At 38.0% G+C, this 16004-nt stretch carries 14 protein-coding genes, 2 rRNA genes and 2 riboswitches; of the genes, 10 read left to right on the top strand and 6 right to left on the bottom strand.

Going from position 1 to position 16004, the window contains the following annotated elements:
• The first annotated feature begins 3 nt into the window (after positions 1 to 3).
• The 6 genes from yfbR (at position 4) to FNN08_RS01970 (ending at position 5708) form a co-directional block, all read left to right on the top strand.
• A complete protein-coding gene (gene yfbR, locus FNN08_RS01995; RefSeq protein WP_143582986.1) occupies positions 4 to 600 on the top strand; it encodes a 5'-deoxynucleotidase in 597 nt (198 codons plus the stop codon).
• 134 nt (positions 601 to 734) lie between these two features.
• Positions 735 to 1988 (top strand): hydroxymethylglutaryl-CoA reductase, encoded by a 1254-nt coding sequence (locus FNN08_RS01990; protein ID WP_143582985.1) that lies wholly within the window; start codon positions 735 to 737, stop codon positions 1986 to 1988.
• A gap of 51 nt (positions 1989 to 2039) precedes the next feature.
• Positions 2040 to 2202, top strand: a riboswitch (cobalamin riboswitch).
• An 88-nt stretch (positions 2203 to 2290) separates the two neighbouring features.
• A complete protein-coding gene (locus FNN08_RS01985) occupies positions 2291 to 3097 on the top strand; it encodes an ABC transporter ATP-binding protein (protein WP_143582984.1) in 807 nt (268 codons plus the stop codon).
• Positions 3087 to 4076: a FecCD family ABC transporter permease gene (locus FNN08_RS01980; RefSeq protein WP_143582983.1), complete on the top strand. Its 990-nt coding sequence runs from the start codon at positions 3087 to 3089 to the stop codon at positions 4074 to 4076. The genes FNN08_RS01985 and FNN08_RS01980 overlap by 11 nt, the downstream gene beginning before the upstream one ends.
• A gap of 58 nt (positions 4077 to 4134) precedes the next feature.
• Positions 4135 to 4737, top strand: coding sequence for a cob(I)yrinic acid a,c-diamide adenosyltransferase (gene cobO, locus FNN08_RS01975; protein ID WP_143582982.1), 603 nt, complete (start codon positions 4135 to 4137; stop codon positions 4735 to 4737).
• Positions 4738 to 4739: 2 nt separating this feature from the next.
• A complete protein-coding gene (locus tag FNN08_RS01970; protein WP_185962543.1) occupies positions 4740 to 5708 on the top strand; it encodes a cobalamin-binding protein in 969 nt (322 codons plus the stop codon).
• Here FNN08_RS01970 and FNN08_RS01965 read toward each other — a convergent pair.
• From FNN08_RS01965 to FNN08_RS01955, 3 genes are read right to left on the bottom strand one after another with little or no spacing between them, the layout of a single operon-like run.
• Positions 5705 to 6628 carry a cobalamin-binding protein gene (locus FNN08_RS01965; RefSeq protein ID WP_143582980.1) on the bottom strand — a complete coding sequence of 308 codons (924 nt, stop codon included), beginning with the start codon at positions 6626 to 6628 and terminating at the stop codon, positions 5705 to 5707. The genes FNN08_RS01970 and FNN08_RS01965 overlap by 4 nt on opposite strands.
• Positions 6628 to 7170, bottom strand: coding sequence for a DUF6580 family putative transport protein (locus FNN08_RS01960; protein ID WP_143582979.1), 543 nt, complete (start codon positions 7168 to 7170; stop codon positions 6628 to 6630). Before FNN08_RS01960 ends, FNN08_RS01965 begins: the two co-directional genes overlap by 1 nt.
• Before the next feature lie 14 nt (positions 7171 to 7184).
• Entirely contained in the window at positions 7185 to 9131 is a 1947-nt protein-coding gene (locus FNN08_RS01955) for a TonB-dependent receptor plug domain-containing protein (RefSeq protein ID WP_185962542.1), read from the bottom strand.
• A gap of 94 nt (positions 9132 to 9225) precedes the next feature.
• A riboswitch (cobalamin riboswitch) is annotated at positions 9226 to 9377 on the bottom strand.
• Positions 9378 to 9543: 166 nt separating this feature from the next.
• Here FNN08_RS01955 and ltaE point away from each other — a divergent pair.
• Positions 9544 to 10554, top strand: coding sequence for a low-specificity L-threonine aldolase (ltaE, locus tag FNN08_RS01950; protein WP_143582977.1), 1011 nt, complete (start codon positions 9544 to 9546; stop codon positions 10552 to 10554).
• 75 nt (positions 10555 to 10629) lie between these two features.
• Here the strand turns inward: ltaE and astB are convergent, their stop codons facing one another.
• Positions 10630 to 11976: an N-succinylarginine dihydrolase gene (astB, locus tag FNN08_RS01945; protein ID WP_143582976.1), complete on the bottom strand. Its 1347-nt coding sequence runs from the start codon at positions 11974 to 11976 to the stop codon at positions 10630 to 10632.
• A gap of 355 nt (positions 11977 to 12331) precedes the next feature.
• Here astB and FNN08_RS01940 point away from each other — a divergent pair, with 355 nt between their 5' ends.
• The 3 genes from FNN08_RS01940 (at position 12332) to FNN08_RS01930 (ending at position 15040) form a co-directional block, all read left to right on the top strand.
• The gene (locus tag FNN08_RS01940; RefSeq protein ID WP_143582975.1) at positions 12332 to 14056 is read left to right on the top strand and encodes an acetolactate synthase 3 large subunit; all 1725 of its coding nucleotides are present in this window, start codon (positions 12332 to 12334) and stop codon (positions 14054 to 14056) included.
• Entirely contained in the window at positions 14056 to 14553 is a 498-nt protein-coding gene (ilvN, locus tag FNN08_RS01935; RefSeq protein WP_143582974.1) for an acetolactate synthase small subunit, read from the top strand. The genes FNN08_RS01940 and ilvN overlap by 1 nt, the downstream gene beginning before the upstream one ends.
• Before the next feature lie 76 nt (positions 14554 to 14629).
• Positions 14630 to 15040: a GNAT family N-acetyltransferase gene (locus FNN08_RS01930; RefSeq protein ID WP_143582973.1), complete on the top strand. Its 411-nt coding sequence runs from the start codon at positions 14630 to 14632 to the stop codon at positions 15038 to 15040.
• Positions 15041 to 15629: 589 nt separating this feature from the next.
• On the opposite strand, the gene rrf (FNN08_RS01925) is transcribed toward FNN08_RS01930, so the two are convergent.
• Both rrf (FNN08_RS01925) and rrf (FNN08_RS01920) read right to left on the bottom strand, forming a co-directional pair.
• Positions 15630 to 15744: ribosomal RNA gene (rrf, locus tag FNN08_RS01925) — 5S ribosomal RNA — on the bottom strand.
• A gap of 123 nt (positions 15745 to 15867) precedes the next feature.
• A 5S ribosomal RNA gene (gene rrf / locus FNN08_RS01920) occupies positions 15868 to 15982 on the bottom strand.
• Between the last annotated feature and the right edge of the window lie 22 nt (positions 15983 to 16004).

The following is a 16004-nucleotide window of genomic DNA, read 5'->3' as shown; positions in this document are numbered from 1 at the left end:
ATAATGGAAAGTACATTTTTAGCTTGGATGTTTCGCATGCCTTTGATCAAGCGCTGGGCATTAATGTACTGTGTTAAAGAAGAAAACATTGCCGAGCATAGCCACCAAGTTGCTATTGTTGCGCACTTACTTGCGGTGATCCGTAATAAGAAGTTCAATGGCTCTATAAATGCGGACAAAGTTGCTACAACAGCTTTATATCATGAAGCTAGCGAAACTAGATATGGCGATATTGTTAATCCAACTAAATACGCTAATCCAGAAATAGCACGAGAGTTTAAAAAGATTGAGCGTATTGCCGAGCAAGAGTGTTTGGATTCTTTACCAGAAGAATTTCGCGATATATTTGCCGATATAATCGTGCAAGATAACGTTGATGAAGAGTATAAAAGCATAGTAAAAGCTGCTGATATTTTAGTTGCTTATATAAAATCTCTTGATGAGCTAAACCATAACAACCCAGAATTTGAACACGTAGAACAACGTTTAAAAGCAAAGTTAGATGAGTTTTCCCAGACAATGCCCGAAGTTGAATACTTTATGGCAACTTTTCTTCGTTTTTGTACAGCCTCTGTCGATAACTTAACCAAACATAGCTAACAGTTTATTTAATAATCCCTTTTCACCATAGCTTAAGCCTTATACAATGCCTTGCTTGTAAAAGGCTTAACTTAGCCTTTTACAAAACTCCATAAAATAGTAAAGCGATCAAGCTTGAGCAAATAGAAGATCAAATGCAAAAAAATAATCATGGTAATGTATATGCCGAAGGCAATAGCCTACTTAACAAGCAAGACTCAATAGAGAATTTATCTGCACATTACTCTCCTTTGCAAAGACGCCAACCTCTTAATATGTTCATTAGTGATAAAGCCGTTAATAAACGTTGGCAAGTGCTTGATTGTGATCACGCTAAAACAGAATTACTTGATGAGTTGACCCAAGCCTCAATGGCGCAATATCAAAAAAACATTGAAAACTTTATTGGTACAGTAAAAATTCCTGTCGGTATTGCCGGCCCTCTTAGAGTTAATGGCTTATTTGCTAAAGATGATTACTTTATTCCGCTAGCGACAACAGAAGCAGCTTTAGTTGCCTCATATAACCGAGGGGCATTATTAATTTCTGAAGCAGGTGGTTGTAGCGCTATACTACTTAATGAAGGTGTGTGCCGCACGCCAGGCTTTGCTTTTGAGTCATTGATTCAATCAGGTCAGTTTGTTGCTTGGGTAAGCACTAAAATAGCAGAGCTGACTGAGATTGCTGAAAAAACATCAAATCATCTGACATTAAAAGATATTAAAATAAACGTCGAAGGTAACCACGTTTATCTTATTTTTGATTACTTAACTGGCGATGCATCTGGGCAAAATATGGTTACTATTGCTACCAACACGGTATTAGAGCATATTTTAGAGCAGTCCCCTATTGATATTAAATATGCCTTTTTAGACGCTAACTTATCAGGCGATAAAAAAGCAACATCACAAACACTTAATGGCGTACGTGGAAAAAAGGTAACCGCCGAAGTTCACATTCCTGCAGACCTTGTGCAAAAACGCCTGCATACAACACCGGAGCGTATGGCTGACTTTTGGCGCATGTCAACGGTTGGCGGCGTGTTAAGTGGCTCTGTTGGCGTGCAAGGTCATTATGCCAATGGCTTAGCTGCGTTATATATTGCCTGTGGCCAAGATGCTGCTTGTGTAGCTGAATCTGCAGTTGGCGTTACTCGTATGGAATTAAATGATGACGGCAGTTTATATGCCGCTGTAACTTTACCGAACTTAATGGTTGGCACCGTTGGTGGTGGCACTGGGCTTCCTTCTCAGCAAGCTAACTTGCAACTTCTGGGCTTAGCAGGTTCAGGTAATGCACAAGCCCTTGCTGAAGTTTGTGCTAGCCTATGTTTAGCCGGTGAGCTTTCGATAATAGGTGCGTTTTGCGCAGGCCATTTTGCTAAAGCCCATAAAAAACTCGCTCGATAAACTTACCATAGGCCAAAATTTTCATATTAAAACAATAACTAAACTGCTAACATCAAGAATTAATTTTAAGGTGTCTTCGGTTAGTTTTAACTTTAGACTTAATTGGGAATATGGTTAAAGTCCATAGCTGTTCCCGCAACTGTAAACAACATAAGCGTTTCTAAAAATGATGATGTTGTAAGCCAGAATGCCAGCCTTTATTTATCAAGTCCGATTAACACGTGCGGGTAACACGAAGAAGATCAAGACTGTTTAGTTAAATAGTCCCTTCTTTTTTGCTTGCTCTTATAAAGATCAATAACATGGCAAAAACAGTACTACAGACAACAAAGTTAACTTGGCAAGTAACAGATAAAACAATTATCGATGCTATCGACTTTGCTCTCTACCAAGGTCAGACAGTTGCTATTGTTGGACCTAACGGTGCTGGAAAAACATCTCTATTAAAATGTTTAAATGGCCAATCCCCAAATTACAGTGGTGAAATAACATTAAACGCCAGGCCTTTGCATACTATAAACAACAAAGAAATTGCCAAACAAATAGCTGTTGTAAGTCAGCATAATCAATCCACATTTAATTTATCGGTAATCGATATTGTACGTATGGGCTTGATCCCTCATAAAAATTTATTTGATGGCGATACTCAAAGTGACCTAGAAAAAATTCAACAGGCTCTTAACAAAGTAGATTTACTTAATAAGCAACATCAAGTATTTAATACTTTATCAGGTGGTGAACAACAACGAGTATTAATTGCACAAGCTATTGTACAAGCCGCAAATATATTAATCATGGACGAACCTACCAATCATTTAGATATTTACTATCAACATCAAATACTTAACTTAGTAAAAAGTTTAAATATTACCTTGTTAATTACCATACATGATTTAAATTTAGCAGCCGAGTATTGCGATAGAATTGTACTTATGGATAAAGGTTTAGTTGTAGCAGATGATACCCCTGAAAAAGTTCTTACTGCAGAAAACCTTAAAAAGGTATTTAATTTAGATTGTGCAATCGATGAAAATCCTTTCACGAACAAACCTCGAATAACTTTTGCTAATAATATCTCCTCACATCAGGAGATATGTAATGAAACATAAACTCAACAACAAATATGCGTACAGCTTATTACTAATTTTAGTATTTATAACCTTTGTCTTTTCAGTTGGCTTTGGTGTTAGCAGTGTAGATCATCTTGCAGTATGGCAATGTTTTACCGGTCAATGTGAACAAGAAATATATAAAACTATTCTATTTGATATCCGCTTACCTCGAGTATTATTAGGTTTCATCGCAGGATTTGGCTTGGCCATAGCTGGTGCATTATTACAAAACGTAACTCGCAATCCATTAGCCGATCCTTATCTATTTGGTATCGTTGCCGGTGCTGGTTTAGGCGCCACATTAGCAAGTTTACTACCAGAGAGTATTGCTTTTATTTCAACCCCTATTGCTGCGTTTATTGGTGCGTTATTAGCTATCACTCTCGTATTATCAGTAGTGTTAAATAATAATTGGCGACGTGTAGAGCACTTATTATTAGCCGGTGTCGCTGTTTCCTTCTTATTAAGCTCAATGACTAGTTTTATTTTATATACAGGAGAAGCCTTTGCTACCAACAGGGTGATTTTTTGGTTAATGGGCTCGTTATCAAATGCAGACTTTAATGCTCTTGGTTGGATAGCTCCTGTAATATTACTGTCGACGTTTATTTCAATAGTAATGGCGCGCCAGCTAGATGCCTTATTATTAAGTGATGAAAGTGCACGTTCTTTAGGGGTTAATGTTAAAAGTTTACGAATATTAATACTCACAACTTGCGCCGCAAGTACCGCTATTATTGTTGCTTTTTGCGGTGGTATAGGCTTTGTTGGTTTAATGATCCCACATATAGTTCGTCACTATGTAGGGATAACAACGACGAAACTTATTATTGGCTCAGGTATGTTGGGAGGCTGTTTTTTAGTTGTTGTCGACGTAATAGCTCGTACAGCTCTTAGCGGGCAAGAGTTACCTATTGGCGTTATTACTTCAGCATTAGGTAGCGTATTCTTTCTATTATTAATGCGGAAAATGTAAACCAGAGAAAAAGATTTTGTGCTAACAACAAAACAAATTATAAACTGAGATAAATACAATGAATGACAAAATTAAAGATGAGCGCCATAAAGAACGCCAGCAACGATTAAAAGAAAAAGTTGATCAACGTGTAGCAAACGCAACGAAAGAGAAAGGCTTACTTTTAGTGATAACCGGAAATGGTAAAGGTAAAAGTACCTCTGGTTTCGGCACTGTTGCAAGAGCTGTGGGTCATGGTTTAACTGCTCATGTAGTGCAGTTTATTAAAGGTAGCTGGGAATGTGGTGAACGCAACCTTTTGGAGTCTCATGGTGTAAATTTTTCAGTGATGGCAACAGGCTTTACTTGGGATACGCAAAACAAAGAAAGTGACACCGCGGCCGCTCAAATTGCTTGGACAGACGCAAAAAAATTACTTAACGACGATAAAACGGATGTAGTTCTTCTTGATGAGCTAACTTACATGGTAACTTATGGTTATATTGACTTAGAAGACGTTATCACCTGTATTAACAACCGTCCGAAACACCAACATGTCATCATTACAGGGCGAGCATGTCATCGTAAACTTATCGAGCTTGCTGATACCGTTTCAGAAGTGCAATCAATAAAGCATGCTTTTGACAATGGCATAAAAGCCCAGGCAGGTATTGATTGGTAAACTTGAAGAATAAAAAACTCTCAGTTTTAGTTGTTTTAAGTTTAATACTTGTCGCTTGGACTGTTAAGGTTACCGTCTACTCATCTAGCACGCCAATTGAAGTGGTTTCAGATCAAGCCATCGACAACCAGCAGCGAGAACAAAATGACGAAAATAAAGATTATAGTCAGCAAAAAATAATTACTTTAGCCCCTCATTTAGTCGAGTTATTGTTTGATTTAGGTATTGGTGATCGAATAATTGGCACTATTGAGTTTTCTGACTTTCCTGAGCAAGCCTTAAACATTCCTCGAGTCGGTAATTATGCGCAATTAAAAATAGAGAAAATCATAGCCCTTGAGCCTGATTTAATAATTGCCTGGCACACTGGTAATCCGGTTGATGATTTAACTAAATTAGAAAAACTTGGCATAAAGGTGGTTTATTCAAAGCCTACAACCCTAGCTGATGTAAGTAAAGATTACCGCTTAATAGGACGCTTAACAGGTACTCAAAAATTGGCTGAGGAAAAAGCGTTAAATTTTGAAAAAAAACTGGCTCGGTTAACCGCACACTATGCAAACAAAGATCCAATCACAGTGTTTTATGAACTCTGGTCAAAACCGGTAACTACCGTTGCCAATAAGGCGTGGCCGCAACTAGCTTTAAACGTATGCGGTGCTAAAAATCCTTTTAGTAAAATCAAAAAAGATTATCCACAAGTTAATCTGGAAGAAGTAATAATAGCTGATCCGCAAATAATTATTCAGCCAAATTCAAACGGTGAGAAACATGTAGATGCTATAAACTGGCAAAAGTACCCGAAAATTAAAGCTTCTATCCATCAGCAAATGCTGTATCCCAATGCCGATTTATTACATCGCATGAGTTATCGATTAATACCAGAATTAGAAAAGCTGTGTATTAATATTGATAAAAGCCGCCAGTATTACCAACGGCTTAATAATGGAACTAACGAAAATAAAAGTTAGGCATCAAAGATATTAATAGTGGGTTCAATGTAACTAGGTAAGGTAAATAATTGCGGATGCAACAAGTGCGCAATTAACTCTAATGAATCAACTAACCTTGGACCGGAGCGAGAAAAGTAAGCATTGCCGTTAACCACGTATACTTGCTTATTTTTAACTGCTGTCAACGACTGCCAGCCGCTATGCTCGGTTAGATAAATTAAGTCTTGCTTACTTCTCTCAATATCAAATCCACAAAGAGCAATACAAATCACATCGGCATCACAGTCGGCAAGCGTTTGCCAATTAATCGTGTGGGATGCTTGATAAATTTTTCCAAGGCATTCAACGCCCCCGGCCATATTAACTAATTGTGGAGTCCAATGCCCGGCATTAAACAAAGGGTCTAACCACTCTAACATAGCAACCTTAGGGCGCTTTGACATTGCGATCAAATCACTTTGCTTAGTTATTGCCACCACTCTTGCCTGAAGTGACTGTAAATAAATCGAAGTATCATGTTCAGCATTTGCAGCGCTACCGACAAGTTTAATGGTATCGAACACCTCTTCTAATGAAGAAGGTTCAAGGTTAACAACTTGTGGCTTGCTCGCTAACTTTCTAGCCGCCTGTATAACTTCATCACCAGATACAGCACAAACATCACATAATGCTTGAGTCACGATAAGATCGGGTTGAAGCTCTTCCAATATATCCATCCGCAATGAATATAATGCGCTGTTAGTTTCTAGCTGATTACGAACAATATCATCAATTTCGCTACTGGCTAAGCCTTTGGGTATGCGAGTTTGTGTGATCACCGGCAAACCTTGCACGGTTAAAGGGAAGTCACACTCATGGGTAACACCAACTAAATAAGGCTCCAAGCCAAGGCTACAGATGATCTCTGTAGCACTCGGTAGTAAAGATACTATTCTCATTAGGCAATATTACTATTTAAGTTATTCAACTTGATGTTAAAAATCTTATTTTTTATCGCGTGAAATACTGAAAAAATCAATATTGCATACAATCCATCAGCAATTAAACTACGCCCTAAATAAGGAATGCCGTTGACATAACACTGTATTAAGCCGTTAAATGTTAATGGATAAAACGCGAGCCATGAGCCAGCATTAGAAATTAACCAGAAGCTAAGCGCTCCCAAACCAATTGATGAACCTAAACGTGTATGGCTGTATTTATCGGCTAAGAGCTTATGTCCAACGAGCGTACTAGCAATAAAGCCTAAGTAAACTGCGGTGAAAACAATACCATTATAAAAACCATACCAGGCATCACCAATTAATAATGCAGCTAAAGGAATAATGAAATAGCCTTTTTTGGATAAATAAGCACCTGAAAATAATGCTAACGCTCCTATAGGAGTAAAATTCCATGGGTGCGGGATCATTCTTAAGCAAGCGATGACTATAATAAAGGCAAAAATTAAATGCTCTTCTCGTAAATTTTTAAGTGTCATTAGCTAAATACCCATTAATTAAGTAAATAACGAAACCCAAGGTAGATATTACTACCCGGAGCCTGATAACCAAACACTTCCTCGTAGTCTTCATCTAGAGCATTTTCAATACGTGTATAGGCTTGAAAATTAGAAGTAAAACGATAACTTGCATCAATACTTACTACCGTATATGAATCTAGCTCTACACGTTCAAAGTACGGTGGTGTTGGCGGATAAAAGAAGTCATCCATTTCACTATTGTAATCAACATTGAAGTTAATATTGGCAAGTTCGCTTGATGAAATCCAAGTAAAATGTACATTACCACTGTGTCGTGCACGGCGAATTTCATCTTGTTGAGAGCCATTTTCATCTTCTTCTGTAGCATCAAGCAAGGTATAGCCAAAACCTAGGCTCAGTGACTGAGTTAGTTGCCAGTCACTCTCAATTTCAATACCTGAACGTTCACTAGTGCCATCTTCATTTGCAGATGTATAGGTATATAAAACGGGATCGGCAAGTACAAAACCATTTATTTCATTGTCTAATTCTTCTGAGAAATAAGTAACACTGACATTTAAATCACCAGCTAAAAAGCTATTATCTATACCTATTTCCCAGCCTGTTGACTCCTCGGGCTCGAGGTTAGGATTACCAACAAAGTTAGTGAAATAACCAAATCGCTCACTAAACGTTGGATTTTTTACCCCTGTACCAAATGATGCACGCAGTTTGGTGTTATTGTTGTTTAACATCCAAGCAGCAGTTGCTCGACCGGTTGTGCTATCACCAAAGTCGCTATTGTCATCATGTCGACCGCTAAGTAATAAGGTAATGTTACGCGTTAACATAGATTGAAGTTCAACAATATAAGAGTCTGTGCTCACCGATTCATCACGATTAGGATCGCCAAAGAAACTAGCCGGCCCGCGTTGTTTAAAGTCTTCTTCTAAGTTCTCAACTGCAAGAGTTAATTGATAGCTCTCATTAAATTGATAACTTCCCTGATAGCCGACAGTGGTGCTATCTGAAATAGCTTTAGTTGTAGTAAAACCTGTCACAGAAAATGCGTCTTCGACTACATTTTTGTTATCAGATTCTACATAGCTATAGCTTAATTTACTGTTTAAACGGCTATCAAAATTACTCCAGTTTGCAGCAATATTTGAGTAAATCTGTTCCGATTCAACATAATCACTAGTATCTGCGGGCAAGCCCGTAGCCCAATCTGTTCCATCAAATTCACTTTTACTGTTTACTCCCCGAACCATGGCGTTAACATTGAAATTGTCTGAAAAATTATATTGGCCATTCATACTTACAGTATCATTTTCATAACCATCATCTTCATCGCCTTGTCGGGAGATATTTTCCCCTTGTGTATCAACAGATGAAACACTTAATTTGCCGCTAAACTTATCGTTACCATAACGCATCGTGGCTCCAGCATTTTTCCAGTCATTACTTCCGCCTTCAGCAAATACGTCGGCCTTAAAACCTTGAGATGCTTGCCTCGTAGTTATACTTATCACCCCAGAAAGAGCATCACTTCCCCATAAGGCACTCTGCGGACCGCGGATAACTTCAATAGATTCAATATCATAATTAAGTAAATGGGCGAAATTAAACTCACTACCTTGAGCAATATCATTAGCTTTAACGCCATCAATAAAAACAAGGATTTGATTAGCTTCACCGCCGCGCATACGCAACTGAGTTTGTGAGCCATGAACACCTGAACGACTTACTGAAACACCTGGAATCGTACGCAGTAACTCACCAACAGAGATATTAGGTCGTAAATTCAATTCATCTTCGTTTATCGTACTTACCGTGCTACCTAAGTTATTATCAGATAATAAGGTACGTGCAGCACTCACCGAAATAACATCCATATCGGCGTCAGCTGACTGTTGTGCAGAAGCACTAAGTGGAACTAGAATACTTGCTAGCGAACTAGCTATTATTTTTTTATACATGGAAATCCCCATATTTTGGGGGAGGGGCAGCGAATACTAACACTTGTTAGTTCACCGATGGAGCCCTCCGCTTCATCGTAATCAAATTAAAAAATTTGAGGTAAATTAACTGGGCTGGTATCGGGCTTGTGGATATCATACAAAATATAAATCCATATACCGTTGCGGGGGCAGCACAGGAATTGAACCTGTTTCCCATTTAAGATGCAAAGTTTAATCTGCACCACCTAATTAATGAACTTATTGTATAGACTGAATACTTAATGGGCAACATTTAAGTTATAACTAATTAATCCTATATATTCACAAACTTAACACTATTTTATGAACTATAAATGATGTTCCCATTGTCCATTTTTTATAATCAAATTCATGTATAATTTTTTAAATAATAAAATTGTTGGAAGATAAAATGATCGACTACCGCTCTGATACAGTAACCAAACCAAGTCAAAAAATGCTAGAGGTAATGATCACCGCAGAGCTTGGCGATGATGTCTATGGCGACGATCCAACAGTAAATGCTTTTGAGAAAAAAATGGCCGCTCTTACCGGGTTTGAAGCAGCCATGATAGTTAATTCAGGTACGCAATCAAACTTATGCGCCCTTCTCGCTCATTGCAGTCGTGGCGAAGAGTATATTGTTGGCCAAGGTTATCATACCTACCTTTATGAAGCAGGAGGAGCAGCAGTATTAGGTTCCGTTGTGCCTCAACCTATATCAGTACAACCTTCAGGAGAGCTAGCGTTTAACGACATAGAGGCGGTAATTAAAGAAGATGACCAACACTTTGCTAAATCAAAATTATTAAGCCTAGAAAATACTCATTGCGGTAAGGTGATCCCATTAGATTATTTTATTAAAGCTCGTAAGCTTGCCAATAAACATAATTTAGCTATTCATTTAGATGGCGCCAGAATATTCAACGCTCTCACTGAGCTAAATATTGAGTTAGCTGAAATGTGCCAGTACGTTGATTCAATTTCTATTTGTTTTTCGAAAGGCTTAGGCACACCTATGGGCTCGGTGCTTTGTGGCAGTAAAGAAATAATCAATAAAGCAAGACGCATTCGAAAAATGGTCGGTGGCGGTACTCGCCAAGCAGGTCTTATCGCTAAAGCGATGGATTATGCTTTAGAGCACAATGTTTCTAAATTAGCTGATGATCACGCAAATGCTAAGTTATTAGCTAATTTATTATCTGACTGTGATGAGCTAGCCATTACAGAGCCTCAAACTAATATGGTTTATATCACTTTAGATGAAAAAATTAATGCTCAGCTTATGGCAAAATTATTATTACAAGAAGGTATAAAAGTCTCTGCCGGCCAAACGTTACGTTTAGTAACCCACTTAAATATTGATAAAGCCGATATCATATACACTGCAGATACAATTAAAGATATTTTGAGTTTAATGTAAAGAGAGTAATGCCAAGTGAAATAAAAAAAGGATCTTAAACAAGATCCTTTTATAAGTTTTTTACCGTGTTAATGATTATCGCTGGAAGCGGTACACTGAGCCAAGTTTTAATAACTGAGTTAATTCATCAAGCGCAGTTCTAGATTCAACTAATAAGCTTGGGTCACGTAAGTCGTCAAAGCAAATACTGTCTCTGTAGTGTTTATTTACCCAAGCAGTTAGATTGCTATAAAGTTCATCGTTCATTAAACAGTTTTGATTAACTGCGCCAAGCTCTTGCTGCGTCATGGCTACTCGTAACCTTAAACAAGCAGGTCCACCGCCATTTTTCATACTTTCATTCACGTCAAAATATTTAACCTGTTTAATAGGCGTATTTTGCGTAACTAATTTATCTAAATAAGCTTTAACTCTCGGGTTATCATGACAATGCATAGGCGCAATAATTGTCATTGTTCCATCATTTAAAGTAATAATTTGGGTATTAAACAAATAAGTTTTAACGCAATCTTCTAAGCTTACTTCTTCTGTAGGAACTTTGATAAAGTGCAATTGCTCAGAGCTTGTTTTTGCAAACTTTTCACTTAGCTCATTTAAGAATACGTCTGTATTTAAGAACGCTTGTTCATGATAAAACAGCACATTTTGGTTACCTACCGAGATAACATCATTGTGGAAAACACCTTGATCGATTACATCAGGGTTTTGTTGTACGTAAACAACGCCATCGTCAGATAAACCGTGCAGGCGAGCAACCGCTTGGCTTGCTTCTAGTGTTTGTCTTGCAGGGTATTTTTTTGGTGCTGGCATACTTGCGTTAAAGGCATATTTACCAAAAGTAAAAATTTCAACACCTTGCTCGCCGTAGCTACCACATAAACGAGTATGGTTAGCGGCGCCTTCATCACCAAAATGATCGTTATCATTTAAGTGTAAGTGATGATTAAAATACTTGTCATCATTAAAGACTGATTTAAGAATGTTACCCGTTGTTTCAGGCTCTAATGAACGATGAAATTTATTGGTAAGGTTAGCAGGAGTAAAGTGAATCTTTCCATCAAGAGAGTCACCAGATGGAGAAACAGTTGCGGCATTGGCTGTCCACATACTCGACGCACTGCAACAAGCAGAAAGTACGCTAGGAGCAACTTTATATGCTTGCTCTAATACATTTGCGTCGGTTCCTGAAAACCCTAAACGGCGTAGAGAAAAAATATCAGGTCGCTCTTGCGGCGCAAAAACACCTTGTGTCATACCTAAATCGTGAAGTGCCTTCATCTTATTAATGCCCTGCAATGCGGCATTTCTTGGACTCGAAATATCATTAGCACTTAGCTTAGAGGCAACATTACCTTCAGATAAACCGGCATAATTATGAGTTGGACCTACTAAGCCATCAAAATTAGCTTCAAAACTATTCATTTTCACTCCCGAACTTAATTTATTTAAGTTTATACTTTGCGGCTATTGTAGCGACTTTTTTGTACTAGTAAATGACCGAATGCCTTAATTTACGGTTATTTACGCCGTATTGTGAATTACTTGTTGACATTCATGCCCAAACTTATTAAATATAAATCAATGTTAAACAAATAAAAAATTATTGATGAAATTTACCCATTTATTCCTTAAACTCCTGCTAGTCGTGGTTTTACTACCAAGGCATGGGTTTTGACTGAATAATTAGAAATAGCATAATAATTCAATAAACCCTCGCTTAAATAATCGAGGGTTTTGTTTTTTCTGGACGAAAAAAAATTTATAAAAAGGCATAAAAATGACAATAGAACGTTTTTCAGGGGCGGAGTTATTAATAAAAGCTCTAGCTGAATTAGATGTAGAGTATATCTTTGGCTACCCAGGTGGCTCAGTATTAGATATATATGATGCTATTTTCAGACAGGACCAAGTAAGCCACTTACTCGTTCGTCATGAACAAGCTGCTACGCACATGGCCGATGGCTATACTCGTGCTACGGGTAAATGTGGTGTAGTGTTAGCCACTTCAGGTCCAGGTAATACAAACTGTATTACCGGTATTGCAACCGCTTATATGGATTCTATCCCAATGGTTGTTCTTGCTGGACAAGTAGCTTCTGGTCTGATCGGTGGTGATGCCTTCCAAGAAACCGATATTGTCGGCTGTTCACGCCCTATTGTTAAACACAGCTTTAACTGTCGAAGTGTTGAAGAACTACCAAATGTTGTCGCTAAAGCCTTCTATTTAGCTGAGACAGGACGTCCAGGACCTGTTGTTATTGAGCTACCAAAAGATATTTTAGTGCCTGATAATACTGCCCCATTTGTAATGAACAAAGATGTACAAATCCGTTCATATAACCCAAATATTAAAGGTCATACAAAACAAATTAAAAAGGCTGTTGAGAAAATAACAAAAGCTGAGCGCTTAGTTATTTATACTGGTGGTGGAATTGTTATCGCTAATGCGGCTGAAAAGTTAACGGCTCTTGTTGAGCGTTTAAATGCACCTTGTACCAATACACTAATGGGCTTAGGTGGCATTAGCGGCCTTCATGAAAACTTTATTGGTATGCTTGGTATGCATGGTTCAGCAGAAGCAAATAAAGCTATGGCTAATGCAGATGTTATTCTTGCGCTAGGTGCTCGCTTTGATGACCGAGTAACCAATAAGGTAGAAAAATTCTGTCCAAATGCAAAAATTATCCATGTTGATATTGATCCAACCTCTATTTCAAAGACAGTTAATGCACATGTACCTATTGTTGGTTTAGTTGATGTTGTTATTGATCAACTTACTGAAGAGCTTGATGCTATTGGCCATAAACCAAATAAAGACGACTACAAAGAATGGTGGAACGAAATTAACAAGTGGCGCGCTTTAAACAGCTTTAGCTATGAAGAATCTGCCGAGTTAATTAAACCACAACAGGTTATTGAGTCTATTTATAAACATACCCAAGGCGATGCTTACATTTGTTCAGATGTTGGTCAGCACCAAATGTTTGCGGCTCAATATTATCCATTTAAAAAGCCACGCCAATGGATTAACTCTGGCGGCCTAGGCACTATGGGCTTTGGTTTTCCTGCAGCAATGGGCGTAAAAGTTGCCTTCCCTGACAGCCATGTAGTTTGTGTTACTGGTGACGGTTCAATTCAAATGAATATTCAAGAAATGTCGACTTGTTTGCAATATAACATTCCAGTTGTGATAGTTGCTCTAAATAACCGCTCATTAGGTATGGTACGCCAATGGCAAGATATGATTTATGGTGGACGTCATTCATCATCTTACATGGAATCTTTACCTGACTTTATTAAATTAGCAGAAGCTTATGGTCATGTAGGTATGCAAGTAAACCATCCAGATGAATTAGATTCAGCAATGGAAAAAGCATTCTCAATAAAAAATCGTTTAGTGTTTGTTGATGTATTAGTTGATGAAAAAGAACATGTATATCCAATGCAAGTTCGTTTTGGAGCTGTAGATGAAATGTGGCTGAAAAAAGGAGAGAAAGTATAATGCGCCGTATAGTATCAATATTATTAGAGAATGAACCAGGGGCTCTTTCTCGCATTGTAGGCCTTTTCTCACAACGTGCATTCAATATAGAAAGTTTATGTGTAGCAGAAACTAATGAGCCAACTCTATCTCGCATCACAATATCAACTTTTGGTGATGATAAAGTTCTAGAGCAGATCACTAAGCAGGTAAATAAACTGGTAGACGTGATTAAAGTGGCAGATTTAACCGAACGCCCTCATATTGAACGTGAGATAGTGTTAGTTAAAGTGTTAGCAATGAATAATAAAACACGCACCGAAGTAAAACGTATTGCCGATATTTTTAGAGGCGATATTGTTGATGTTGGCAAGCAAATTTATACGGTTCAGTTAACCGGTGACGAAGATAAAATTTCTTCTTTTATCGATGTATTAAATCATGAAACAGAGATCATCGAAGTTGTTCGCTCAGGTACTGTAGGTATAGCTCGTGGTGAAAAAGCTTTAAGAGTTTAAAGAAACATCAGTAAATACTTAACTAAATGCCAGACTTGCTCTGGCATTTTTTATGGAAACCAATTAATTTATTACAATGAAAATACAGTTAGCAGAAAAGTCTGACAAAAAATCAATTAAACGCTTTTACAAAAACAATAATTACTCTGCAAGTTTTATGGGTAATGATACTTGTTACCTAATGAAACTAAATGATGAAATCATTGCAGCTGTAGTAATTTCAAATATTGATGACTGTAATTTTTTACACGCATTAGTGGTAAATAACAAATACCAACATAAAGGCTTAGCTAGCCAGTTGCTTAAGCACTCATTAGTTAAGCACTCAACGTTATACTGCTTTGCAGATCGCTCTTTAAATCCACTGTATAGCGCCAATAACTATATCCAAATAGATCCATCTATCCTTCCCGAACAATTACAAACAAGATTTTTTTGCTATCATAAGAAGAATAACCAGCTTAGTGCATTTAGAGCTTGTGTTTAAATTATAAAATTTTAAATTTTTCTTTGTTTTAGTATTTTTAGAAATATGTTTTAAACTATTTACAGAAGCTCGCTGTCAATTAGGGAGGTCCTGTACATAAGCACGCTGTCAATTATGGAGGTTCTGTATCTCGCTTTGGCTCGTACAGAATGACGTTGTATTTTTTCTTTTATAGCGTGATTATAAATATTTTTTGTTCTGGTGTGTTTTGATTTTAAAGTTAATGCACTGTGTGAGTTTACTTACAACGTCATCCTCGAGGACTTGTGCATGGACGCACTTAGGTAGAACAACGCAGGAGCAGTTGTCGAGCTCAAGCGACATCGGGGACCTCTTGCGGCAGTGGCGTGCTTGAATTGGATACTCGGTGCTATGCCTACAAATACGTAGGTCACAAAAGGCTCCATACGAAAAAAGCCCTTAGCGTTAGCTAAGGGCTTTTCGAAATGGGAGCCTAGGGATGAAGTGCATGGATGCACTAATGCCGCGATGCCATGGATGGCAATGAGCGGTGACCTACGAGTAGGGATAGAGCTATGCTTCAAAAAGCAAAAAGCCCGCTCGAATGAGCGGGCTTTTCTAATTAGGAGCCTAGCGATGACCTACTCTCACATGGGAACCCCCACACTACCATCGGCGCTACTGCGTTTCACTTCTGAGTTCGGCATGGGATCAGGTGGTTCCACAGTGCTATTGTCGCTAGACAAAAGCTTTTATCAATAAGGCGTTATGCCTTCAAGATGTAATTGATTTAATACTATTAAAATCTTAAATCAATTAAACCCAGAGGGTAAAAAGCCCGTAGATACGGGCTTTTTAAATTAGGAGCCTAGCGATGACCTACTCTCACATGGGAACCCCCACACTACCATCGGCGCTACTGCGTTTCACTTCTGAGTTCGGCATGGGATCAGGTGGTTCCACAGTGCTATTGTCGCTAGACAAAAACTGTTGTTAATAACGT

Origin of the sequence: Thalassomonas sp. M1454 (genome assembly GCF_007097525.1) — a bacterium.
GTDB lineage: Bacteria > Pseudomonadota > Gammaproteobacteria > Enterobacterales > Alteromonadaceae > Thalassotalea_A.
The sequence above is the reverse complement of the archived record's forward strand: the minus strand, read 5'-3'. Positions and strand labels throughout refer to the sequence as shown.